Raw genomic sequence first — 23,929 nt, 5'->3', positions numbered from 1 at the left:
CAATATCCAGTCTGATTGAGAGACATCCTCATGAGCAGCCAAATCATCCCTGTTGAACCCTTTGATTATGTCGTCTTCGGCGGCAGCGGCGACCTTGCCGAGCGCAAGTTGCTGCCGGCGCTGTATCACCGTCAAATCGAGGGCCAGTTCACCGAGCTGACCCGCGTCATCGGCGCCTCCAGAAGCCCGCTAACCCATGACGAGTATCGCAAGTTCGCACAGGATGCCCTGAAAGAGCATCTTAAGCCCGGCGAGTTCGACGAAAAGGAAGTGGCGAAGTTCCTCGAGCGACTGTTCTATGTTCCCGTCGACGCTCGCTCCGACGCTGGCTGGGACCAATTGAAGAAGCTTCTCGATGAGGGCAAGGATCGCGTTCGCGCATTCTACCTTGCCGTCGCTCCCGGCATCTTCGGCGATATCTCGCAGAAGATCCACGACCACAAGCTGATCACAAAGACGACGCGCATCGTTGTCGAAAAGCCGATCGGCCGCGATCTTGCCTCCGCGCTGCAGCTCAACGACACGATCGGCAGGGTCTTCAAGGAAGAGCAGATCTTCCGCATCGACCACTATCTCGGCAAGGAGACGGTGCAGAACCTGATGGCGCTGCGCTTTGCCAACGCGCTCTACGAGCCGCTTTGGAACGCCAACCACATCGACCACGTGCAGATTACGGTTGCCGAGTCCGTGGGCCTTGAAGGCCGAGCGGGCTACTATGACACCGCCGGCGCGCTGCGCGACATGGTACAGAACCACATCCTGCAGCTCCTTTGCCTGGTGGCGATGGAAGTGCCGTCGTCGATGGATTCCGAGGCTGTTCGCGACGAGAAGCTGAAGGTGCTGCGCGCCCTGAAGCCGATCGATGCGTCGAACGTCGAACAGAACACCGTGCGCGGTCAGTATCGCGCCGGCGCCTCCAGCAATGGTCCGGTCAAGGGCTATCTCGAAGAGCTCGAAGGCGGCGTGTCCAACACCGAGACCTTCGTCGCCATCAAGGCCGAGATCGGCAACTGGCGCTGGGCAGGCGTTCCCTTCTACATCCGCACCGGCAAGCGTCTTGCTGGCCGCATGTCTGAAATCGTCATCACCTTCAAACCGATCCCGCACTCGGTCTTCGACCAGTCGGCCGGCCGCATCAACCAGAACCAGCTGATCATCCGCCTGCAGCCCGATGAAGGTGTCAAGCAGTCGCTGATGATCAAGGACCCGGGTCCGGGCGGCATGCGCCTGCGCAACGTTTCCCTCGACATGAGCTTTGCCGAGGCCTTCTCGGTTCGCAATCCGGACGCCTATGAGCGCCTGCTGATGGACGTCATCCGCTCGAACCAGACGCTGTTCATGCGTCGCGACGAAGTGGAAGCGGCGTGGCAGTGGGTAGATCCGATCCTCAAAGGCTGGGAGTCGACCGGCCAGAAGGTTCAGGGTTATACCGCAGGCACCTGGGGTCCCAGCCAGTCGATCGCACTCATCGAGCGTGACGGTCGTACCTGGCACGACGACATCTGAGAGGGTTGAGAGCGATGGCAGCGACCATGCATGCTTTTGCCGACGCCGCGGAACTGGCGCGCAACCTTGCAGACAAGGTCGCCGCATCACTTTCGACGGCCATCACGACACGCGGGACGGCAGCAATCGCCGTTTCCGGCGGCTCGACGCCGAAAGCCTTCTTTCAGGAGCTCTCGACGCGAGACATCGACTGGCGCAAGGTGACGATTACGCTCGTTGACGAACGTTTCGTACCGGCAGACAATGAACGCTCCAACCACTTGCTGGTGGCAAGCAACCTGTTGCAGAACAGGGCGAAGGCAGCGACCTTCCAGCCGCTTTATCAGCCAGCCGGTTCGGTAGAGGAGGCTGCCGCGCTTGCAACGCGCGCGACAAAGGCGATCGGCAATCCGTTCGACGCCGTTATTCTGGGTATGGGCGGCGATGGCCATACGGCATCGTTCTTCCCAGGCGGCAACAACCTCGATGTCGCTCTGGATCCGACGACGCCTCGTGGCATCATCATGATGGATGCCGAAGGTGCCGGCGAGCCACGCCTGACCTTCACCTTTTCCAGCCTCCAGGACGCCAGACTTCTGGTGCTGCACATTGAGGGCGAGGGAAAGAAAGACGTGCTGACGACGGCGGAAAGTGCCGGCGATGAGGCAGAAATGCCGATCCGCGCCATTCTGCGCCGGGCCGCCTCGCCGGTGGACATCTACTGGGCTCCGTAAGCAGCCAGGCACGGAGCCGGCGAACAGACAATTGAAAGACCAGACAAAGGCAGGATCTCCCATGTCCGCTCACTCACGCATTGCTGCGATTACCTCTCGCATTGTCGAACGTTCGAAGCCGACCCGCGGCCTCTATCTGGAGCGACTGCGCAACGCGGCTTCCAAGGGCGTTAGCCGCTCGACACTGGGCTGCGCGAACCTCGCCCACGGCTTCGCGGTCTGTTCACCCGCCGAGAAGGATGCACTTGCGGGCGACCGCGTGACCAACCTCGGCATCATCACCTCCTACAACGATATGCTCTCGGCACACCAGCCGTTCGAGACCTATCCAGCGATCATCCGAAAAGCAGCGGCTGAAGCCGGTGGCATCGCGCAGGTGGCAGGCGCGGTCCCGGCGATGTGCGACGGCGTTACTCAGGGCCAGCCTGGCATGGAGCTTTCGCTCTTTTCCCGCGACCTGATTGCCATGGCTGCCGGCGTCGGCCTGTCCCACAACATGTTCGATGCGGCGCTCTTCCTGGGCGTCTGCGACAAGATCGTCCCCGGCCTTTTCATTGCAGCCCTGTCTTTCGGGCACCTTCCCGCGATCTTCGTTCCCGCCGGGCCGATGACGACGGGACTGCCGAACGACGAGAAATCCCGTGTCCGCCAGCTCTACGCAGAAGGCAAGGTCGGGCGCGCCGAACTGCTGGAAGCAGAATCCAAATCCTACCACGGTCCCGGCACCTGCACCTTCTACGGCACGGCCAATTCGAACCAGATGCTGATGGAAATCATGGGTTTCCATATGCCCGGCTCTTCCTTCATCAATCCGGGCACGCCGCTGCGCGAAGCCTTCACCCGTGAAGCCGCAAAACGTGCGCTTGCCATCACCGCGCAAGGCAATGAATTCACGCCGGCTGGCGAAATGATCGACGAACGCTCGATCGTCAACGGCGTCGTCGGCCTGCATGCGACCGGGGGCTCGACGAACCACACGCTTCATCTCGTCGCCATGGCACGCGCGGGCGGCATCCAGCTGACCTGGCAGGACATTGCCGAGCTCTCGGAAATCGTGCCGCTCCTGGCTCGCGTCTATCCGAACGGCCTTGCCGACGTGAACCACTTTCATGCAGCCGGCGGCATGGGTTTCCTGATTAAGGAGCTTTTGAAGCACGGCCTGCTGCATGACGACGTTCGCACCGTCTTCGGCCAGGGGCTGCAGGCCTACACGATCGACCCGCGCCTCGGCGAAGATGGGAATATCGTGCGCGAGCCCTCCCCCCAAAAGAGCGCCGATCCTAAGGTTCTCGCCAGCATCGAAACGCCTTTCCAGGCCAATGGCGGGCTGAAGATGCTGCGCGGCAATCTTGGCAAGGCAGTCATCAAGATCTCTGCAGTCAAGCCGGACCGCCACGTCATCGAGGCCCCGGCCGTCGTCTTCCACAGCCAGCAGGAGCTGCAGGACGCTTTCAAGGAAGGCAAGCTGAACAAGGATTTCATTGCCGTTGTTCGGTTCCAGGGCCCGAAGGCCAACGGCATGCCCGAGCTGCACAAGCTGACGCCGCCGCTCGGCGTGCTGCAGGACCGCGGCTTCCGCGTTGCGCTCCTGACCGATGGCCGCATGTCCGGAGCTTCGGGCAAGGTTCCCGCCGCGATCCACGTGACGCCGGAGGCCGTCGACGGCGGGCCGATCGCGCGAATCAAGGACGGAGACATCATCCGTCTCGATGCGATCGCCGGCACGCTGGAGGTTCTTGTTGATGCCGCGGATCTTGCGGAACGCGAGGCCGTCGTGGCCGACCTGTCGGACAACGAGTTCGGCATGGGCCGGGAGCTTTTTGCGCCGTTCCGTCGTGCGGTGGGTGCGTCCGACCGCGGCGCAAGCGTCCTCTTCCATTAAGAGTTTCGAGCGGCGGCATGCCGTCCCTTGACAGTCTAAAGAACAAAGCCCGCGGGTTTTGTGTCGGTGAAATCAGCCGCGGATGTCCAGCACGCGGTCGCGGTGCGCCGGATGAGTGCTGTAGACGAAGATCTTGTTGAGTTCCTTGTCCGTGAGGAGGCGAAGGAAGCGGACTTCGATGGTGTTATTCGCGTTCACGCGCATCAGCACGCAGCCGACCTTTGTGATACGAGCGTCGGGAATATCCAGGTAGGATTGCTTGGGCAGGCTGAATTGCGTCAGGATCGCGAGAACCGCGCTGCTCTTCGAAATGCGGATGATGTCGCAACGGCGGGATGCCATGTTCAGCACGCCGTTTTCGGTATACTCCAAGCGCGCCGCGTTCATGGTGTCCTCCATCTTGAACCGCGCCTCGCGGTCGTACATGAAGGATTCCTCTTTGTTCAGAAAGTGTCCCGAAGGCATCGGATTGAATGCAGCCACCGCCGTAGTCCCCTAAATAAGCGCTGGGGAATCTTACCAATCGAACCTTTAACAGAAGGTGAGAGATGTTGCGATTCGGGCCGCTTTTGCAAACGACCCGAAAACAGCTCGCAGCTTATTTGCGGTAGGTGCGACCATCGGCATCGAACAGATGCAGTTTCGAACGGTCGGCCGAGAAATGCATCTTCTGACCCTTCCTGACATCGGTGATGCCGGGCAGCTTGACGATGATCGGTTCGCCCTGAACGAGACCCTCGATGTAGAGCAATGTTACCTCGCCGAGCGCTTCCACGATCGACACCTCACCTTCGAAAAGATAGTCGTCGGCGGCACCAGCGATGCGTAGATCCTCCGGGCGAACGCCGAAGCTCGCCGTCTTGCCTTTTTCCGAGGCAGCGGTCGGGATATCCAGCGTCACCGACTTCCCGCCCGTCAGTGTGACCGTCGTGGTGCTGCCGGCGTCGGTGATCGTCGCCGGGATGACATTCATGGCCGGCGAGCCGATGAATTTTGCGACGAAGAGATTGGCTGGACGTTCGTAGAGTTCGAGCGGCGCGCCGACTTGCTCGATATTGCCGGCCGACAACACGACGATACGGTCGGCAAGCGTCATTGCCTCGACCTGATCGTGGGTGACATAGATCATCGTCGTATCGGCCATCTGCTCATTGAGGCGAGCGATCTCGATGCGGGTCGCGACGCGAAGCGCTGCATCAAGGTTCGATAGCGGCTCGTCGAAAAGGAAGACTTTCGGATTGCGGCAGATGGCGCGGCCGATGGCAACACGCTGGCGCTGACCGCCCGAGAGCGCCTTCGGCAGACGGTCGAGATACTTGCCAAGCTGAAGGCTGTCGGCCGCGGCGCGAACCCGGCGATCGATTTCCTGCTTGTTCTCACCGGCAATCTTCATGCCGAAGGCCATGTTGTCGTATACTGTCATATGCGGATAGAGCGCATAGGACTGGAACACCATGGCAATGCCACGCTTGGAGGGCGGGACGTCGTTGACAAGCTGGCCGTCGATATACATATCGCCGCCCGTAATGTTCTCGAGGCCGGCGATCATGCGCAGCAGCGTGGACTTGCCGCAGCCCGACGGACCGACGAAAACAACGAATTCGCCCTCCTTGATCTCCAGATCGATACCGTGGAGCACGTCCACGGAACCGTAGGATTTGCGAATATCCTTGAGCGTCAGTCCAGTCATTGGTTCCTCCTCCAGAAGTTCTATGCGAGACGAGCGAAATACGCTCCCCACGCCGGAATATCGATCTTCTCACCATAGTTATTGCTGACGAAGCCATGGCCCGTCAACGCTTGCCAATCTCCCGCCGGCAAAACCACGTTGCCCTCGACGGCGCCCATGTTGAACACGCAAAGCAGTTTCTCATTGCCATACTCACGCGCGAAAACGAGCATGTCGCCCTGCGGCTCCATGAATTCGATTTCGCCCTTGGCGAAGGCCGGATGCTGCTTGCGGAAAGCGAGGAAGCGACGGTAGTGCTCAAGCACCGAGTTCTCGTCGCCCTGCTGGACACTGACGGCTCGCAGGATGTGCTCGACGGGGACAGGCAGCCACGGTTTCACAGTCGAAAAGCCGCCTTGGGTGACCTGAGAGTCCCAGACCATCGGCGTGCGGCAGCCGTCGCGCCCCTTGAATTCCGGCCAGAACTGAATGCCGTAGGGATCCTGCAGATCCTCATAGGCGAGGTCCGCTTCGGTCAGGCCGAGCTCTTCGCCCTGATAGAGGCAAACCGAGCCACGGAGCGTCATCAGCAGCGATGCATATTGCTTGGTGAAGGCGTCGCGATGGGCAACCAGCGAACCCCAACGGCTGACGTGGCGCATGACGTCATGGTTCGAGAATGCCCAGCAGGCCCAGCCGTCGGGCGCGGCGGCCGCGAAGTCCTCCATGACCTCTTCGACGCGCTCCGGCGATAGCGGATCGGGCGCCAGGAACTCGAAGGCATAGCACATATGCATCTTGTCGTTGCCCGAGGTGTATTCACCGACGATCTCAAGACCGCGCTGGCTGTCACCGACTTCGCCGACGGCGGCGATCGCCGGAAACTCCTCGAGAACGGCGCGGAAGCGCTTCAGGAAGGCGATGTTCTCCGGGCGGTTCTTGTCATAGACGTGTTCCTGGAAATTATAGGGGTTCACGGCCGGTGCCGTCGATGCGTTGCGGCGCTCAGGTGCCAGCGCCGGGTTGTCGCGCAGTTGCAGGTCGTGGAAATAAAAGTTGATTGTATCGAGGCGGAAGCCATCGACACCGCGCTTCAGCCAGAACCGCACCACGTCGAGCAGCCGATCCTGCACTTCCGGATTGTGCATGTTCATATCCGGCTGCGAGGTCAGGAAGTTGTGCATGTAGTACTGCATGCGCGTCGGATCCCACGCCCATGCGGAACCACCGAAGATCGACAGCCAGTTGTTTGGCGGCGTGCCATCAGGCTTGGAATCGGCCCAGACGTACCAGTCCGCTTTCGCATTCGTCTTGCTGGAGCGGCTTTCGACAAACCAGGGATGCTGGTCGGAGCTGTGCGAGATGACAAGATCGATCATCACGCGAATGCCGAGGCGATGTGCCTCGGCAATCAACGAGTCAAAATCCACCAGCGTGCCGAAGATCGAATCGACATTCTCGTAGTCGGAGACGTCGTAACCGAAATCGCGCATCGGCGAAGTGAAGAAGGGCGAAATCCAGATCGCGTCCGCGCCAAGGGCTGCGACATGCGGCAAACGGGCCGTGATGCCCTTTAGGTCGCCGATGCCGTCACCGTTGGAATCCTGGTAGGAACGCGGATAGATCTGATAGATCACCGCGCCGCGCCACCAGTCCTTGTCAGCCGTCAAAATGGATTGCGATGCCATGCTCATGTCTGGTCCTGTTGAATTTAGTCTTGGGGTTCAGCCGCCCTTAACCGAGCCCGAAAGCAGACCACGCACCAGATAACGCTGCAAGGCGAAGAACACGAGCAACGGTACGATGATGGTGATGAATGCCGAGGCCGTCAGGATTTCCCAGTTGCCACCACGTGAGCCCAGCAGCGCATTCAAGGCGCCCGTGAGCACGAGATGATCCCTGTCGGTGCCTAGGAAGACCATGGCGACAAGCAGGTCGTTCCACACCCACAGGAACTGGAAGATCGCGAACGACGCGAGTGCGGGGAAAGATAAGGGCAAAACGATGCGGGTAAAGATTTCGAACTCGCTGGCGCCGTCGACTCGAGCAGATTCGATAATCTCCCTCGGCAGCCCCGCAATGTATGAGCGGAGCAGGTAGATGGCGAGCGGCATGCCAAAGGCGGTGTGCGCGAGCCAGATGCCGGGATAAGTCTTCGACGGCGCGTCGAGCAGCGAGCCGACTTGATTGTAGAGGCGCAGCAGCGGGATCAGCGACATCTGCAACGGTACGACGATGAGGCCGACGACGAGTGCGATCAACAGCGCGCGGCCCGGAAATTCCATCCAACTCAACGCATAGGCTGCAAAGGCCGCAATGAGGATCGGGATGATCGTCGCCGGGATGGTGACCGTCAACGAGTTGATGAAGGATTGCCCGATGCCCTCGCCGGTCAGAACCGTCTTGTAGTTCTGCAGCGTGAATTCCGGCGGGGTCGCCACGGACACGTAGACGCGCCGGCCGCCGTCATCGGGCCCGAAAGCGGCATTCTTCATATAGCGATAGCTGCCGTCTTCGTTGACGAGCAACGAGACACCGTCGCCGAGATCGGCGGTGTCGCCGGCCTTGTAGGCGGCCGGTTGCGCCACGCGCGTACCGAAGGCCCTGATGGAGCGGCCTTCCTGGCCTTGCAGGACGTTTCCGGCGATGACATAGACAGCGCCGTCCAGCGTTTGCTGATCGGGCTGGCCGAGCCGGGAGGCCACGGTTCGCGACGAACCGGCAAAGGCGGTCCACCAGCCGGAGACGACGATCTGGTCCTTGTCGCGCAACGCACTGACGAAGATCCCGAGCGTCGGAATGAGCCAGATGACGACGATGACGAGAACTGTGAAGTGAACGAGCAGACGGGCCGGGCCGATCTTGAAGACGTTTCCTGACAAGGTCATCTCAATGTGCTCCCAGCTCGCGATTGGCGCGACGAACGTTCCAGACCATGATCGGCGTCACGGCCAGCATGATGATGAGCGCGATGACCGCACTTCGCCCGGAATCACCGCCCCCGCGGAACATCCAGTTGAACATCAGGTTAGCGAGAACCATCGTATCCCACTGACCATTGGTCATCGTCAGCACGATATCGAACACCTTGAGCACCAGAATGGTGATAGTCGTCCAGACGACGGCGATGGTCCCCCAGACCTGCGGCACCATGATGCGCCAGAAAATCTGCCAGCCGTTTGCTCCGTCGATCACCGCTGCCTCTATCGTCTCTTCGGGAATACCGCGAAGCGCGGCTGAGAGGATGACCATGGCAAAACCCGTCTGGATCCAGATGAGGATGATCATCAGGAAGAAATTGTTCCAGAAGGGCACCGAGATCCACACCTGCGGCGAACCGCCGAACAGCTGGACGATCGCATTCAGCAGACCGATCTGCGTGTCATTGCCGCCTCGATACTCGTAGATGAACTTCCAGATGACGGAGGCGCCGACGAAGGAGATCGCCATCGGCATGAAGACGATGCTCTTGGCGATGTTGCCCCACCAGATGCGGTCGGTCATGACGGCGATGACGAGACCGAAGAAGGTGCATGCCGCCGGGACGACGGCGAGCCACAATATATTGTTGAAAATCGACTGACGGAATTCGCGATCGGTCAAGGCCCACTTGTAGTTTGAGAGACCGACGAAATCGACACCGGAGCGGTCATAGAAGGACAGGATCAGTGTCGCGATCACGGGATAGACGAGATAGACGACGAGAAGAAACAGCGCGGGAAAGAGAAACAGCCACGGCCGGATGACCGAGCGGCGGTTCAGGTTCTGCGACGCGGTGCGGATGTCGCCATCCCTCACCGGCAGCGCCAGATCCAGGAGCTTGTTCGAGAAATAAAAATAGGCCGAGCATGCGAACACCGCTACGACCACAACCCCCAAAGCGGAAACTATCTGTGATAGCATTCATCCCTCCCCTGCTACCCTTTGTCTATTCAGGGCTAAACGCCGCCCCACGCCAACTGTCGTGTCAGCATGGCGCATAAGGCGGCGATGGCCGGACGTCCCGAGGAGCATCCGGCCAGCATTGCGACCATGCCGCCGAGACCGGCGGCATGGATTCAGGCGATGTTACTTGATGCCGTCCCAGGCGCTCTGGATTTCCTTGGCGGTATCTTGCGCAGACTTGCCACCGACGAAATCGACCATGCCCGTCCAGAACGCGCCCGCGCCGATCTTGCCCGGCATCAGATCGGAACCGTCGAAACGGAAGGTCGTTGCGGTCGTTAGGATCTCGCCTTCACGCTTCATCTGATCGTTGGCGTATGCAGCGGTGTTGACGCCCTTGTAGGGGGTCAGGAAGCTCGACTGAGCCATCCAGACTTCATGCGCGATCGGCGTCTTCAGGAAATCGACGAAAGCGCGAGCCGTCTTCGAGTCCTTTGCGATGGTGACCAGCGTGCCGGCGCCGAGAACCGGCTTGCCGAGTTCAGGATGCGAGGCGAAGGTCGGCATGTAGAAGAAGTCGGCGTCCTGGCCGAGCTTCGTGCCTTCCGGGAAAAAGGACGGGATGAACGACGCCTGATGATGCATATAGCACTTCGGCGGAACGGCGAAGAGGCCCTTCGGGCTATCGCGGAAGTCGGTCGAAGCAACAGCCTTCACGCCGCCGTCGACATACTTCTCGTTCTTTGCGATCTTGCCGAACTCGTCGATGACGGCAACGACGGCCGGATCATCGAACTTCAATTCGTTGGTCGTCCACTTGTCGTAGGCTTCCGGCGGCTGCATGCGCAGCATGAGATCTTCGATCCAGTCGGTTGCCGGCCAGCCGGTTGCGCCACCCGAACCCAGCCCGATGCACCACGGAACGCCACCATCCTTGACGATCTGATCCGTCAGGGCCTGCAGCTCTTCCATCGTGGTCGGAACGTTGTAGCCCGCTTCCTTGAAGTTTTCGGGCACAAACCAGACCAGCGACTTCACGTCGGCCTTGTATGGGAAGGCGTAGAACGCTTCCTTGCCGTCCTTGCCCTTGTACGTGCCGTAGCCTACCCAGCTGTCGCCCGCGCCGTAATTGTCCTTGACCCACTTGGAGTTGTCGTCGCCCAACGGCGCAAGGAAGCCCTTGCTGGCGAGGTCGGCCAAGAGGCCCGGCTGCGGAAGGATCGCGATGTTCGGCGGTGAGCCGGCCTGCGTGTCGATGACGATCTGCTGCTCGTAGTTCTCCGACGACGAATACTTGGCATCAATGCCCGTCGCTTCGGTGAAGTAGGCGAGAATGCTGCGGAAGAATGCTTCGTCTTCGCCGCGCCACGGTCCGAAGATTGTCAGCTCCTGCCCTTTCAGATCGGCGTGAGCAGCCTTGAACTCATCGTAGCTCTTCCAGTTGAACTTGGAATCTTCGCCCGGGGCAAACTTAAGATCGGCCGCGGATGCAGCACCGCCCAAAAGCGCCGCCAAGGCAACGCCCATCAAAAATGTCTTTCTCATGTGATCAACCTCCCATCACAATCCCAACCACGCTTTGCAATCGTTCAAATGCAAATTCCAAAGCGCTTTGACAACCCACTCATTTCACTCTCGGTAGAAAAGAGTCAAGCCATTTCGCAGAAACGGCTACATCACGACCAGATATCGCATTGCAGCAGCGCCTGGACCCGAATATGGAGCGATTTTTCTTGAGTCAAGCGGCGTAGCTGCTACATAATTAAAAGCGCTTTGGATACCAATGGGAGATTGGCCTCCAAGGCTGGTGGAGGAAGCATAGCACGTGAATCTCAAACAGCTATCGGAATTGCTGGGCCTGTCGCAGACCACGGTGAGCCGCGCGTTGAACGGTTATCCCGAGGTCAATGAGGCAACGCGCGAGCGTGTTCTGCAGGCCGTCAAGGAAACCGGCTATCGGCCGAACAAGGCGGCGCAACGGCTTGCGACCGGCAAGGCGGGGTCGATCGGGCTCGTCATGCCGACAGCACCCGGCCATTATTCCGACGTCCATTTCGGTGAATTCCTGACCGGGCTCGGCGAGGAAGCCGTGCGCCACGATTTCCATTTCGTGATCATGCCCGCCGATCCCAACGATGAGATCGGGGCATTGCGGCGACTGGCGATCAGCGGCAATGTCGACGCGTTGTTCGTTGCCTATATGCGAGGACACGACCCGCGGCTGCCGCTTCTGCAATCACTCTCCATGCCCTACCTGGTTCACGGACGGTCGTTCGGATCGGAGCCCGACTACCCGTATCTCGACATCGACAATGAGGGCGCATTCTACGATGCGTCTAAGCTGCTGCTGCAGCTCGGGCACACTAGGTTTGCGCTGATGAATGGGCCGGAGCACCTCGATTTCGCGATTCGACGCAAGAGAGGCGTGATCGCAGCCTTGGCGGAGCGCGGGCTGAACCTTCCCGACATCTGCGTCAGTCACTCTTCGATGACGGACGAACAGGGCCAGTTTGCCATGGAGCACTTCCTGAAGCTGCCGGAGCCCCCAACGGCAATTCTCTGTTCGAGCACGGTGCTGGCGCTTGGCGCCATCCGCGCTGTCAATCAGGTCGGCCTGAAGCTCGGCGAAGACATTTCGCTGATCGCGCATGACGACGTGTTGCCGCACCTGAAGCCTGAAAACTTCTCGGTGCCGTTGACGACCACGCGTTCTTCGTTGCGCGCCGCCGGTGTGCGGATCGCGCAACGGCTGATAGGGACGGTCAAGCAGGATGGCCCCTATCCGGAGCAGGAACTGTGGAAGACGGAACTGATCGTCAGGGCTTCGACGGGGGCAGCTCCACGCATCGATCAGAATTGCGGCGGCGTCTGACCGGCGGAGCGGTGCGCAGCAATTACGGTGTTGGCCATGAGCATGGCGATGGTCATCGGCCCGACACCACCGGGGACGGGCGTGATCACCTCGGCGACCTCAGCCGCTTCCGCGAAGGCGACATCGCCGACCAGACGTGTCTTTCCTTCACCCTTTTCCGGTGCCGGAATGCGATTTATCCCGACATCGATGACGGTCGCACCGGGCTTCACCCAGCCTGCCCTCACCATCTCGGGACGACCGACGGCAGCAATCAGAATATCCGCGTTGCGGCAGACCTCCGGCAAATCCTTGGTACGGGAATGCGCGATGGTGACCGTTGCGTTGGCATGCAGCAGAAGCTGCGCCATCGGCTTTCCAAAGAGATTGGAGCGACCGATGACGACGGCATTCAGCCCGGACAGATCCTCGCCATGCGTGCGSCGCACGAAAACCATTGCGCCCGCYGGCGTRCAGGAGACCAGCCCGGTCTCCAGATCGCCCGTCGCCAGYTTGCCGGCGTTGACCACATGAAGGCCGTCCACATCCTTCTCGGGCAGGATCGATTGGATGATCGGCTCGGGGTTCAAGTGCTTCGGCAGTGGCAGCTGAACGAGAATACCGTGGATCGACGGGTCGGCGTTGAAGGACGCGACCAGTGCCGCCAACTCTTCCTGCTTCGTTTCCACCGACAACGTCCGCTGAACCGACTTGAAGCCGCATTCCTTCGCCATCCTGCTCTTGGAATTCACATAGGCATGGCTCGCAGGATCGTCGCCAACGATGATGACGGCAAGTCCGGTCTTGACGCCGCTTTGTTTATCCAGTGCGGATGCTGCGGCCTTGACCGTTTCGATTACGGAAGCCGCCACCTGTTTGCCGTCGATTACTGTCGTCAAGACTGTCTCCTGCCCTTGCCTCGCCATTCTAGCCAGTGGCGTTCAGCACGATTTGCCTGCCAACGCCCTATCCTGCCTGAAACGAGAAATGCAAGTACAATCGTGTCGCAACCGAACGGCCGTCAGGATGCCGCGGCATTCAACCGTAGCCGGTCGCGCATCGCTGCTATCTCGGACCGGATGAGGTCGACCTCCTCCGGTTCCGCCGGGTCCGGCATCGGCGCGGGGATATCGACCCGAGGTTCGGCAGGCGGCGTTGCGAGCGACGGTACGGCCGCCTCGGGCTCGTCCCTGCCTCGCCCCAATACCGCAGCCAGGCCGAAAACGAGACCGGCAAGCGCTCCCACCAACGGCGCGAACCACAAGCCGCGTCCCGAGGAAATAGCTGAGACCTGCGGCGCGCCGAGGAGCGCGACGTGGACTCCGCTGGACGGCACTCCCGCTGTGCTCATCGCGTCTTCCAAACGTGCGCGAGCGGCAGCGGCCTTGTCGCGCAATTCCGTCAGCTTCGCGAGATCAACGCCCGTATCCCTGCTCTGAGCGATCAAGGCATTACGATAGTCGCTGAGGTGCCGTCTCGCAGCGACCGCCGACTTCGCCTCATCGTTGGTATCACGTGACAGCCGGGCGAGCTCTTCACTGATGCTACCGCTCAGCCCGTCGAGCTCCGCCTGCCCGGCGATCAGCCTCGGATGCCGCGGCCCGAGACTGGCGGCAAGCTGGGCGAGAGAGGATTTCGCGGCCAAATATCTGTTTCTCCGATCCCCCAGCGCCGGCGACACGACGTCCGCAGGCAGTGCGCCGCTCACGACATCGGCGACCCTTGCGGTCGTCAAGCGATCGGCCCGTTCCTTGGCTGCGACCAGCTTCTGATCGGCGGCCTTGAGCGCATCATCCACATCCGCGATCTGCCGCTGCAGACCCATGGCGACCTTGACGTTGCCCTCGCCGGCCTGCTGGGTAAACGCGGAAAGCTCGGCTGCAGCGGCCTCGTTGGCTTTCTTCAGCGCTGAGTCCTCTCCGGCGCCACCAGGCGCGGGGTGACCAACCGCCGAAGCAAGATAGGCGGCAATGCGCGCAGAATTGTCGGCGCTGCCTGTCGTGACTGAGAAATCGATCGTTCCGGCGGCAATATCGGAGGATGTCTGGATGGCAGCGGCAAGCGACGCCTCTGCCCGCGAGACGGGATCGATCGACGCTCCGCTGGCCGACAGCAGATCAACCGCGATATTGAATGCACCGGCGCCGGCACCCGCAAATGCCGGATCGCGATCCAGCTTCAGCGCCGAGACTGCTCCGGCAATCGTGCGCGGCGAGTGCAGCGCACTCTTCGCGGCGTTGACGAGCGCCGGTCGAGCATCGAGAGCGCCTTCAACAGCCAGGACGCCTTGTGCGCGGTAGCCGGATGGCTCCATTGGAATGAGCATGCCGCCGACAGCACCCGACAAGCACAGGGCAGCAATCAAAACGCCGGGCAACAGCCTGCGCGTGCCCGGATCGCTCGCATTTGCAGGCGAAAGATCCGGCACCGGTCGGACAGGCCGGACGTCGGCGACCTCAATCTCGCACCCAAGCGCCTCAGCCGCCGGCGGGCGGTCGTTTGCCGCCTTAAGTTTCTTCCCGAGAATGGTCTCGATGCGGTTTACCAGCGGCGGGCGAGCGTCTGCCTGCTGCTGCGTCTGCAGGGCGCGTTCGATAACGCGCAGTAGTTCGGCCTCGGGCGACGGGATTTCTGCGGGAGACCCGACGCGGGCAAACGCATCCGATCTGTCGCCCCCCCTGGCGGGCAAGGGCAATGAACGGGGCAGACGTCTCGAATAAGTGTCGCGCATCGCCAAATCTCGTGCATGGAACGATCGATCCCCATCGCAGTCGCGGATGGTTAATCAAGGCTAAACATCTCTGGCAAAGAAATCGTTAATATGCGGGCACGTCTAGGCGGATCGCTTCAGTATGCGCGCGCGACGGCTGAAGCGATATTGCAGGACGAAGTAGAGAAACAACGGAATGCCGATGACGTAGCGCCGCCACAGGCGGGTGGGTTCCTGCACCAGCCGATAGGCCCATTCCAACCGCATCGCGCGCACCATCGTCGGTGCACGAGGGACCGTTCCGGAGACGAAATCGAAGAGGGCGCCGACGGTCAGCACAAGGCGCGCGTGATCACTGCGTATGGTGTTGTAGGCCCATTTCTCCTGAAGCGGCGTACCCATTCCGACGATGAGAATGTCGGGTTTCCGCCGCTCGATTTCCGCGACAACCTCCGAGACATCCTCCCTGTCGAAGTACCCGTCAGAGATGACAAGGAACTCGTGCCAAGGCGCGTGCCGGCGAAAGCTCGCGGCTGCACGCTCGACGACATCTCGCTTGCCGCCGATCAACCCGATGCGTCGCGGCTGCTCCATGAATGTCAGCAGGGCCGGCACGAAATCGGTGCCGTTCAGATTGGCCGGGAAAGGCGAGCCATGGGCAATCTGCGAGGCGATGTTCAGGCCGATGCCATCAGGCAACACCAGGTTCTGGGAGAGAATCGCGCGATACTCGCTGTCGCGCAGCGTCATCAGCATGTTGTGCGCGTTGACGAAGGAAATCGACGTCTGCCCCATGGGTACCGACAGCAGTTCGTTGATGAACACGAGCGCGTCGTCCCATCCCAGATCACAAACCGGCAGATCGAAAATGGTTCGACGCGACGCCAGCACCGCGAAGTTCGCGATCAGATTCATGCCTGATTCCTGGCGATAGTGCTTCATTCGTCGAGCATCCCGGGGACAAAGGAGATCTGCCTGGGATCGCGTGGTGAATTCCACACATAGAAAACAGTGCGCACGTCAGCCCATCACGGAGGCTTATAACAGGCTGACTTCAAGCAACCTTTAGGAAAACCCTTTGGATTTGTCCGCAGGCGTCAGGAGCTCATTAACCACATGGGCGGGTCGTGAAACGCAAAGCGGCGCCCTATCGGAAACGCCTATTCGGTGGTCTCGGCATTCGCAGTAGCCGGTGGAATGACACTTACGGGCTTTCCCGTCCTTGTCTTATGCCCGGAAGATGTGGCACCGACCTCGTCCTTGGAGATGTAATCCAGCTGCTCCAACATGACCTGGTCAATATACTCGCCGCCCAGATGACCGTTGATGTTCTTCTTGATCAGGTCGCGAAAGGCCTGCGGATCGAACGTCTTCATACTGGTGACGTCGATCATCTTGTTTCCCACAAGCAGCGTGAATAGCTCGTCCGTCGTCATTTCTGTCAACGGCAGAGAGACGTCCTTGATCATATCCTTGTTCATCATGAAGGACATTTTTCCGAGGAAATATCCGGCGACGGCACCGTCTTTCACGACTGGCACTGTGATCGTCTCACCCTTCACCAGGTCGACCTGACTTTGCTTGAAATCATCAGGAGCGGTCGCGGGCGCCATCGCCGTATGCACCGTGAAATAGACCGATGCCAGCGTGATCGCGCAGACCCAACCGCCAGTGAGAACGAGCTTGATCATCAGGCATCACGCGCTACGAATTGCTCTTGCGAATACGTGCCGTCAGCGTCGGCATCCTGAACGGCGTTCTTCAGGAGATCGGCGACCGTGCGCACGGCTTCCAGATGCGCCTCAACCCGGCGGGCGTTAAGGACGAGCTTCTGCTTCAGTCCATGCAACTGGTCCAGATGCGAGGCAGCGAGCTCCTTGGGATCCGTGTCACGGAAAAGCGTCGAGAGCTCATAAAGGCAACGGCTCTTGTGGGCATTCGATACCTTGAGATCGAACTGCGGATCGCTGCCGATGCGCGTGTTCTCGTTGTCGATGATCATTTCAAGGCGACCAAGAACGGATTTGATCCGGTAATCGTTCGAGATTATTTCCATTTTTTTCCTCGATTCTCTTAGGCGTCGCTGGCGGACTTTGTGTCCGCGGTGGGGGTACCAAATGTCTTGCGCTGGAATTCGTCGATCATGCTCATCGCTACCTTGCGATCATCCTGGTCAGCGGAGGCGTTGACGACCTTGCCTTCCTGCTTCTTGAGCGCATCGTGATAGAGTTCCTTGGCAACGCCGATGCCTTCGCCCTTGGCAATCTCGTTGCCCAGCTGCTCGGCCATCATGCCCTTCCAGATATCCCCGGTGGCACCTTTGCCGTAGACTTCCTCGCTGTCGCTCGGGAGCATGTTCTTGATGAAATTCTGCAGGACCATCGCTTCGAACTTGCGGTAGGTCTCCGGAATCTCTTCGGTTTTGGTGCTGCGATTCGTGGTGTCACCGAGGCCGGTCTTACCTGTGGCCCGATCGAGCACATCGACAGCCGATGAGAAGCCGTTGCCCRCTTCGGCAAGGCTGTTTGCCGCGAAAGCTGCCTGGTTTGCCTTCAGTTTCTCCTGGGCTGCCTGGACCTCAACCGGGTCGGCAGCTCTGACAACATCCAGCACCAGATCACTCGGAGGTGAAATAGCCAAGTCACAATCCTCTTGATTTAAGATTGCGACGATTATGGTTTTTGAAGCTTGCTGGAGGCTGGCGTACCGAATTTTTGATCGATGATATCATAGATTGCGTTGTCGTCGGCTTCGCGGCGTTCGGCATCAAGTGCTTCCTGCATGCCGTCTTCCAGGCGGTCGCCCTTGGCGCGCTCTTGCTGCACGCGCATCTGGTGGACTTCCTGCATGCCGGTGAGCTGTTTGTCCTTGATGCCCAGTCTGTTGAAACGGTCCGCATAGCCCTGAGAGAAAGCGTGGTGCACCGGATCCATCGAGCCCAGTGCCTGGATGACGCTATCCATCTGCTCGCTCACTTCGACGCGCTGGCGGCTCGTTTCGGCAAGATCGTACTCCGCCATCTGCTCGAGATGCCGCTGGACGGCGACGAGACGCTTCAGTTTCTGCGAGCGTGTCTTGTCCGCCATACGCTATCTGCCGATAAAGACGCTGGCGAAGGATTGACCGAACTGGCTGATCATTGCAGCGACGGAGAAGTAGAAGAGGAACAACCCACCGAACAGCAGATAGGGTGTCGATATGAAATAGACCGGTATCTGCGGCGCAAGTTTGTTGATGAAGCCAATGGCGATGTTGAATAACAGGCCGAATATCAGAAACGGGCTGCTGAGGCGCAGCATGATGAACGTCGTGGACGACAGCGTGTCCGTGAACGAGATGAGCGTACTGCGCATGTCCATAATGCCGCCAAAGGGCATCGACGTGTAGGAATCGATCAGCGCACGGAAGACGATGTGATGGAAATCCATTATGAAGAGAATCATCATGCCGGCAAAGGTGACGAAGCCCGAAAGGGCGCTTTCGGCCGTATCTTCAAAGATGTCGCTTGCGCTCGGCTGCGAATAGCCGACCATCATGGCAAGAACGCTCGCCGCAAACTGAAGGCCGAGCGTATAGAGACGCGCCAGCATGCCGTACATTACGCCGATCAGCGATTCGCTGAAAATAAAGCCGATATAGGTGGCGCTTGATGTGTGAATGGCCGGATAGACCGTGTCCCACAGCACCGGAATGACCGCAAGGGAAAGAGCTCCGGCCATGAAGACCCGAATCACCATAGGCATGCGCGCTGATGAAAAGCCTGGCATGACAAGAACGCAGCCGCCGATCCTGCAGAAAACCAGAAACAGCGCCAGTACGGTCCCTTGCGGGTCAGCTATCATGAAATGGAGCCCAGAATCTTTATCTCGATGCCCTTGGCGAGCTCCACATGCGATAGAACCGGGAGCGTTGCGAACAGCCGTTCGATGATCATGCGAACATAGGATCGTGTTTCCGGCGAGGTGACAAGGGCGAAAGGCAAACCGCGATCCATGAATTCACGGATAACTTTCGTCGCCTGCTCGCTGAACTCCTCCAGCATACGCGGATCGATGTCGAATTCGACCACCTCGCCCTTGTTGTCGCGCTTCAGGGCCTGATGGAAGGCGAGATCCCACTTGCTACCGAGTCGCAGCACACGCAGCACGCCGTTGTCCGCCAGGTCGCCGCAAAGCTGCTGGGCCATACGCACGCGAACGTGCTCGACGATCTGTTCGGTCTTGCGCACATGGGGGGCCAGTTCGGCAACGGCTTCCAGAATGAGATGCAGATTGCGGATCGAAACGCGCTCTGCGAGCAGCAGCTTCAGAACCGCCTGGAGGCCTGAATACGACATGTGCGACGAGCAGATTTCGTCAGCAAGCTTCTTGTATTCCGGGTCAAGCCGGTCGATTAGGACCTTCACGTCCTTGTACGACAGAAGCGCCGGCAGGTTGTTGCGGATGACTTCGCTCATATGCGTCAGCACCACGGAGACGTTGTCGATCGGCTGGAAGCCTTCGCGCTTCAGATCCTCCGTGAACGCCTCGAGAATGGAGACGGCGGGCATGCCGAATGCGGGTTCGCGGATCTCGTCGCCGGGAATTCTCGGCTTGCGGCCGGAACCGGTGACCACCAGTACTTCGCCCACACGCAGCAGGTTCGACGCGACCGTCGTACCGTGGATACGGATCTGGTAGGATTTCTCGGCAATGGCGATATCGTCGGTGACCTTGATTTCGGGAACGACGAAGCCGTACTGGGTGGCGAACTTCTTGCGCATTTTTCCGACGCGGAAGGCAAGTTCCTGGTGCGCGCCGAGCAGGCGCGTGGACACCATCTTGCCGAGCGCAAGCTCGATTTCCGACGTGCGCAGCACTGACTTGACGGAGTCTTTTTCCAGCTCCTTGTTCTGGACAACCTTCTTTTCTTCCTGTTCGCGGCGCGCCCTGTTCTCTGCTTCCACCTGGCGCGGAATGAACCAGCTGCCGAAGGCAAGCAAACCACCGAGCGAGATGAAAGGAATGAACGGCAGACCGGGCATCAGGCCGAGGATCACCATCAGCACAGCAGAGACCGAAAGCGCGCGCGGATAGCCGCTCAGCTGATCGACGACAGCCTTGTCGGTCGAACCGACGGTGCCGCCGCGAGAGACGAGGAGGCCGGCCGCCAGCGAGACGATGAGCGCCGGCATCTGCGATACGAGACCGTCGCCTACGGACAGCTTGACGAAGACGTCGGCCGCTTCGCCGATCGGCATGCCATGACGGAAATAGCCGATGATGATGCCGCCGAAGATGTTGATGCAGGTGATCAGCAGGCCGGCGATGGCATCACCGCGAACGAACTTGGACGCACCGTCCATCGCGCCGAAGAAGGAGCTCTCCTCCTCCAGCTCCTTGCGGCGGCGTTGCGCTTCCTTCTCGTCGATGATGCCAGCCGAAAGATCGGCGTCGATCGACATCTGCTTGCCGGGGATGGCGTCAAGGGTAAAGCGCGCGCCGACTTCCGCAATACGCGTCGCACCCTTGGTGATGACGATGAAGTTGATAGTGATCAGGATCAGGAAGACGATCAGACCGATCACGAAGTCGCCCGACATCACGAGGCTTGCAAAGCCTGCAATCACGCCGCCAGCAGCGTCGTGGCCCTCGTTGCCGTGCGAAAGGATGACACGCGTCGTCGCGATGTTGAGCGACAGACGTGTCATCGTCGCAATCAGCAGAATGGTCGGGAAGGACGAGAACTCGAGCGGCTTCTGAATCCAGAGCGCAACCATCAGGATCAGAACCGAGAAGGCGATAGAGAAAGCCAGACCCATATCGATCAGGAATGGCGGGATCGGCAGGAACAACACGCAGATGATAACGATGATGCCCATGGCAAAACCGATATCGCGCAGGTTCAGGCTGGCTTTCGGAAGGGGGAGTGCAGGAGGTTGCGCCATATCGATTCCGTCTCTTCATGAGAGGTGCGGGCATGATGCCCACCAATTCGGATCGACAGTTAAATGGCGAAGCTTGCGCGAAGGTGGTTCAGAAGCCGGACTGGATGCGTGAGAAGACCAGATTGGTAAAGATCGAGATCTGCGACCCGACAAACGGGGCCGAAATACCAATGGTGACGAGGACCGCCACGATCTTCGGCACGAAGGTGAGTGTTGCTTCCTGTACCTGCGTCAGCGCCTGGAACAGTGCGATTACAAGGCCGACGATCATTGCTGCCGCGACAGCAGGCCCGGCAGAAACGAGAACGGTCCAGATGGCCGCCTGGAACAAATCGAGTGCATCAGCTTCATTCATCGTCAGGCAACCTCATATCGCCTTTCGGTCCGTCCCATCCGGGCCGGACCGTCGTTCAAATCTTGTCGGCTCAGGTCGACGCGGGTGTCGTTGCCGGCTCTTTATCAGCGAGAGTGATTCCCTGCTGGACGAGGATACCCTTCCCGTCGGTCGTCGTCGCGATAATTCCGTCCGAATAAACCTTGACCGAAGCGACCGTGCCCTTAACTGAACCGTCAGCGCTGGTCATGTACTTGCCGATGTAGCTGCCGGCCTGGGTGAGACTCGAGCTCGTAAGCAGCGTGTCCAGCTTGGTGTTCGTCTGGATCGTCTGCTCGACCTGCGAGAAGCTCGCGAGCTGCGACATCTGCTCGCTGGCGTCGACCGGATCCGTCGGATCCTGGTTTTTCATCTGAGCGATGAGCAACTGTAGGAAATTGTCGTAGTTGAGCGTCGCCTTCTGTTGCGCCGTCTTCGGAGTCGCATTCGCTACGCTCGAAACACCATCTACCGCCATGGTGCGATCTCCTTGCGAATCTGTTCGACCATCGCAGGGTGCATCTCGTGATTGTTGAGAATGCTGTCTTCGATGGCGTAGAGGCCACGGATAGCCTTGAGTGCGTCGAACGCGCGGCCGGTGGACACCAGACCGTCGATGCGCTTCAGCTCCGCAAGAACCTCGTCGTTCTTGAAGCATGTCAGAAGCATGGTCACCGACTTGCGGAACATCGTCGTCGACTGGTCTTTGCCCTCAGGGTTGATGAGGATCATCTGCGCGATGAAATAGAGCTGGCGCAGTGGGGTCGTCGCATCTTCCGGCTGCAGAACGTGGTTTTCGAGAAGGAACGTTACATCATTCAGGAATTCCAACGCCACCTTGCGGTCGACGCGCAAAACCGCACCGTTGATGAAGATTTTTTCCCCGGCTTTTAGCGAAATACGAAGCGTGCTTTTCATTTAAGTCCATCCCTGATGATGGTGGTAACGTCAATAATGCCCTGGTAGTTCGTCGACAGGCGCCGCCTTATCCGATCACATTCTTTCAGTATCCAGATTGCGATCGAGATGAGATTGGCACGCAGTTGGATCTCAAGCTGGTTGTCCGGATGCTTGAGGTCTTCGATAAAGCTCACCCAAACGCGACGGGTGTAGAACAATGCATCGATGGCCTCCCGGCTATACTTCTCTTTGTCCCGTGCAACCGAAAGCAGCTCGATGGATCGGTCAAGAACCTGGCGCTCCCGCTCCTTCGCATCGGCCACCGAGTCCTGCATGACCTCGGCATAAGAGAACTGATACATTCATGCATCCTTCTTTGTACTTGGCACCTTTGATCATCAAAGGTAATTCACGAGGCTGAGCTGCTGGATTTTCGATACGATCGTATAAGCGGTCTCCAACTGCGTCTGGAGCGTGTTGACCAATGTCGATGCTTCCGCTCGATCGACACCCTGGAGATCGACGAGCTTGTTCTGAATAATGCTTGTCTGTGCATCGAGGGCGTCGTTTGCCTTCGTTACACGCTCCTGGGAGAGACCGAGCTGACTTGCCTGGGTGACGATGCCAGTTGTGCCCTGGGCCGCGTAACCGATTGCCCGCGAAGTAACCGTCCCCAGCGCATCGGCACCCAGGCTCTGGCCGACGAGCGCCGATGCCGTGATTGAAGCGAGCGCGAAATAACGCATCCCTTCCGAATTGGCATTGGTCGAGGAGGTAACGACTTCGGAGCTGCTGATGCGGCTCGTCATATTCTGGTTGGAGGCGCTAGACCAAGCGCTCCATGCTGGCGGCGCCACATAGCCCGCGGATGCTGGTACTCCCGGCGGAGGAAAGGCGACCGGCGTTGACGTGGCGTTGAAGGTGTCTTGGGAGAACATGGGCTCTACAAACTTCGTAATGAAGGTGCCCATTTCGGCGCCGGTGAGGCTATTGACCGGCTTGCCCAGAGCAGTCGCATAGGCCTGAAGATTGGTCTGAATGGCGGTGGAGGCAGCACTCGCCTGATTGGTCAGGGGCTGAACATCCGTATTGATGCCCGAATACAGATATTCGCCGTTGAACATCGAGTTGCCCGTATCCATCAACTGCGAAAGCGCGTTGTCGGCTGATTGCATGGCAACCGTGATGCTGGTCTTGTCCTGACTCCCCTGAAGCGCCGTGAGCTTCGACACGAGGGCGTCACCGGCCGTCTTCATGTTGGTCAGACCGAGCTGGGAGGCCGACAGTCTTCCTGAGACGACGGAATTGCTGCCTTTCAGAGCCTTGATACGGCTGACTTCGGCCGTGAAATTCACGCTCTTTGCCGCACCGGAACCAATCGATGCGCCGATGTCCGCATAAACGCCAGTCGTCGCTTCGAGTGAGGATGAGACCAGCTGCTTCTGCGATTGGCGGATCGTCAACCGCATCGCATTTTGAATTGCCGAACTAGAAATAAATGAACTTTTCATGGC

24 protein-coding genes are annotated in these 23,929 nt (G+C 59.5%); 4 read left to right on the top strand and 20 right to left on the bottom strand.

Annotated elements, in window-relative coordinates:
• Nucleotides 1-30 precede the first annotated feature (30 nt).
• From zwf to edd, 3 genes are all read left to right on the top strand, one after another.
• On the top strand, nucleotides 31-1,506 hold the full coding sequence (zwf, locus tag AC1D2R_RS07025; RefSeq protein ID WP_477966150.1) for a glucose-6-phosphate dehydrogenase: 1,476 nt from the start codon (nucleotides 31-33) through the stop codon (nucleotides 1,504-1,506).
• A gap of 14 nt (nucleotides 1,507-1,520) precedes the next feature.
• Nucleotides 1,521-2,219 carry a 6-phosphogluconolactonase gene (pgl, locus tag AC1D2R_RS07020; protein ID WP_477966148.1) on the top strand — a complete coding sequence of 233 codons (699 nt, stop codon included), beginning with the start codon at nucleotides 1,521-1,523 and terminating at the stop codon, nucleotides 2,217-2,219.
• 61 nt (nucleotides 2,220-2,280) lie between these two features.
• Nucleotides 2,281-4,101: a phosphogluconate dehydratase gene (gene edd / locus AC1D2R_RS07015; RefSeq protein WP_477966146.1), complete on the top strand. Its 1,821-nt coding sequence runs from the start codon at nucleotides 2,281-2,283 to the stop codon at nucleotides 4,099-4,101.
• Between the two features lie 72 nt (nucleotides 4,102-4,173).
• Here edd and AC1D2R_RS07010 read toward each other — a convergent pair whose 3' ends face one another.
• From AC1D2R_RS07010 to AC1D2R_RS06985, 6 genes are all read right to left on the bottom strand, one after another.
• Nucleotides 4,174-4,527 (bottom strand): hypothetical protein, encoded by a 354-nt coding sequence (locus AC1D2R_RS07010; RefSeq protein ID WP_477966144.1) that lies wholly within the window; start codon nucleotides 4,525-4,527, stop codon nucleotides 4,174-4,176.
• A 172-nt stretch (nucleotides 4,528-4,699) separates the two neighbouring features.
• Nucleotides 4,700-5,791 (bottom strand): ABC transporter ATP-binding protein, encoded by a 1,092-nt coding sequence (locus AC1D2R_RS07005; RefSeq protein WP_477966142.1) that lies wholly within the window; start codon nucleotides 5,789-5,791, stop codon nucleotides 4,700-4,702.
• Between the two features lie 20 nt (nucleotides 5,792-5,811).
• Nucleotides 5,812-7,464: a beta-galactosidase BglA gene (bglA, locus tag AC1D2R_RS07000; protein WP_477966140.1), complete on the bottom strand. Its 1,653-nt coding sequence runs from the start codon at nucleotides 7,462-7,464 to the stop codon at nucleotides 5,812-5,814.
• Between the two features lie 30 nt (nucleotides 7,465-7,494).
• On the bottom strand, nucleotides 7,495-8,658 hold the full coding sequence (locus AC1D2R_RS06995; RefSeq protein WP_477966138.1) for a carbohydrate ABC transporter permease: 1,164 nt from the start codon (nucleotides 8,656-8,658) through the stop codon (nucleotides 7,495-7,497).
• 1 nt (nucleotide 8,659) lies between these two features.
• Nucleotides 8,660-9,673, bottom strand: coding sequence for a carbohydrate ABC transporter permease (locus AC1D2R_RS06990; RefSeq protein ID WP_477966136.1), 1,014 nt, complete (start codon nucleotides 9,671-9,673; stop codon nucleotides 8,660-8,662).
• A gap of 165 nt (nucleotides 9,674-9,838) precedes the next feature.
• Nucleotides 9,839-11,200 (bottom strand): ABC transporter substrate-binding protein, encoded by a 1,362-nt coding sequence (locus AC1D2R_RS06985; protein WP_477966134.1) that lies wholly within the window; start codon nucleotides 11,198-11,200, stop codon nucleotides 9,839-9,841.
• Between the two features lie 280 nt (nucleotides 11,201-11,480).
• Between AC1D2R_RS06985 and AC1D2R_RS06980 the strand changes: the two genes are divergently transcribed.
• On the top strand, nucleotides 11,481-12,527 hold the full coding sequence (locus AC1D2R_RS06980) for a LacI family DNA-binding transcriptional regulator (RefSeq protein ID WP_477966132.1): 1,047 nt from the start codon (nucleotides 11,481-11,483) through the stop codon (nucleotides 12,525-12,527).
• Here the strand turns inward: AC1D2R_RS06980 and folD are convergent.
• The 14 genes from folD to AC1D2R_RS06910 all read right to left on the bottom strand — a co-directional run bounded on the left by folD (nucleotide 12,506) and on the right by AC1D2R_RS06910 (nucleotide 23,926).
• Nucleotides 12,506-13,405 (bottom strand): bifunctional methylenetetrahydrofolate dehydrogenase/methenyltetrahydrofolate cyclohydrolase FolD, encoded by a 900-nt coding sequence (folD, locus tag AC1D2R_RS06975; RefSeq protein WP_477966130.1) that lies wholly within the window; start codon nucleotides 13,403-13,405, stop codon nucleotides 12,506-12,508. The two genes, AC1D2R_RS06980 and folD, sit on opposite strands and share 22 nt — an antisense overlap.
• Nucleotides 13,406-13,527: 122 nt before the next feature.
• Nucleotides 13,528-15,237 (bottom strand): GumC domain-containing protein, encoded by a 1,710-nt coding sequence (locus AC1D2R_RS06970; RefSeq protein ID WP_477966128.1) that lies wholly within the window; start codon nucleotides 15,235-15,237, stop codon nucleotides 13,528-13,530.
• Nucleotides 15,238-15,339: 102 nt separating this feature from the next.
• The gene (locus AC1D2R_RS06965; protein ID WP_477966126.1) at nucleotides 15,340-16,131 is read right to left on the bottom strand and encodes a WecB/TagA/CpsF family glycosyltransferase; all 792 of its coding nucleotides are present in this window, start codon (nucleotides 16,129-16,131) and stop codon (nucleotides 15,340-15,342) included.
• A 245-nt stretch (nucleotides 16,132-16,376) separates the two neighbouring features.
• A complete protein-coding gene (locus AC1D2R_RS06960; protein WP_477966124.1) occupies nucleotides 16,377-16,907 on the bottom strand; it encodes a hypothetical protein in 531 nt (176 codons plus the stop codon).
• On the bottom strand, nucleotides 16,907-17,272 hold the full coding sequence (locus tag AC1D2R_RS06955) for a hypothetical protein (protein WP_477966122.1): 366 nt from the start codon (nucleotides 17,270-17,272) through the stop codon (nucleotides 16,907-16,909). The genes AC1D2R_RS06960 and AC1D2R_RS06955 overlap by 1 nt, the downstream gene beginning before the upstream one ends.
• 17 nt (nucleotides 17,273-17,289) lie before the next feature.
• The gene (locus AC1D2R_RS06950; RefSeq protein ID WP_477966120.1) at nucleotides 17,290-17,856 is read right to left on the bottom strand and encodes a rod-binding protein; all 567 of its coding nucleotides are present in this window, start codon (nucleotides 17,854-17,856) and stop codon (nucleotides 17,290-17,292) included.
• Nucleotides 17,857-17,888: 32 nt separating this feature from the next.
• The gene (locus tag AC1D2R_RS06945; protein ID WP_477966118.1) at nucleotides 17,889-18,302 is read right to left on the bottom strand and encodes a hypothetical protein; all 414 of its coding nucleotides are present in this window, start codon (nucleotides 18,300-18,302) and stop codon (nucleotides 17,889-17,891) included.
• Nucleotides 18,303-18,305: 3 nt separating this feature from the next.
• On the bottom strand, nucleotides 18,306-19,058 hold the full coding sequence (gene fliR / locus AC1D2R_RS06940) for a flagellar biosynthetic protein FliR (RefSeq protein ID WP_477966116.1): 753 nt from the start codon (nucleotides 19,056-19,058) through the stop codon (nucleotides 18,306-18,308).
• Complete coding sequence (gene flhA / locus AC1D2R_RS06935) at nucleotides 19,055-21,142, bottom strand: flagellar biosynthesis protein FlhA (protein WP_477966114.1); 2,088 nt, start codon at nucleotides 21,140-21,142, stop codon at nucleotides 19,055-19,057. The genes fliR and flhA overlap by 4 nt, the downstream gene beginning before the upstream one ends.
• An 88-nt stretch (nucleotides 21,143-21,230) precedes the next feature.
• Entirely contained in the window at nucleotides 21,231-21,497 is a 267-nt protein-coding gene (fliQ, locus tag AC1D2R_RS06930) for a flagellar biosynthesis protein FliQ (protein WP_018898452.1), read from the bottom strand.
• Nucleotides 21,498-21,567: 70 nt separating this feature from the next.
• On the bottom strand, nucleotides 21,568-21,993 hold the full coding sequence (gene flgD / locus AC1D2R_RS06925) for a flagellar hook assembly protein FlgD (protein WP_477966112.1): 426 nt from the start codon (nucleotides 21,991-21,993) through the stop codon (nucleotides 21,568-21,570).
• A complete protein-coding gene (gene flbT, locus AC1D2R_RS06920; protein WP_477966110.1) occupies nucleotides 21,984-22,433 on the bottom strand; it encodes a flagellar biosynthesis repressor FlbT in 450 nt (149 codons plus the stop codon). Before flbT ends, flgD begins: the two co-directional genes overlap by 10 nt.
• Entirely contained in the window at nucleotides 22,430-22,777 is a 348-nt protein-coding gene (flaF, locus tag AC1D2R_RS06915; RefSeq protein ID WP_037060921.1) for a flagellar biosynthesis regulator FlaF, read from the bottom strand. The genes flbT and flaF overlap by 4 nt, the downstream gene beginning before the upstream one ends.
• A 36-nt stretch (nucleotides 22,778-22,813) precedes the next feature.
• The gene (locus AC1D2R_RS06910; protein ID WP_477966108.1) at nucleotides 22,814-23,926 is read right to left on the bottom strand and encodes a flagellar hook-associated family protein; all 1,113 of its coding nucleotides are present in this window, start codon (nucleotides 23,924-23,926) and stop codon (nucleotides 22,814-22,816) included.
• Nucleotides 23,927-23,929: the final 3 nt, after the last annotated feature.

Source organism: Rhizobium sp. P1_C7 (assembly GCF_056406295.1).
This window is presented reverse-complemented; position numbering and strand designations above follow the sequence as displayed.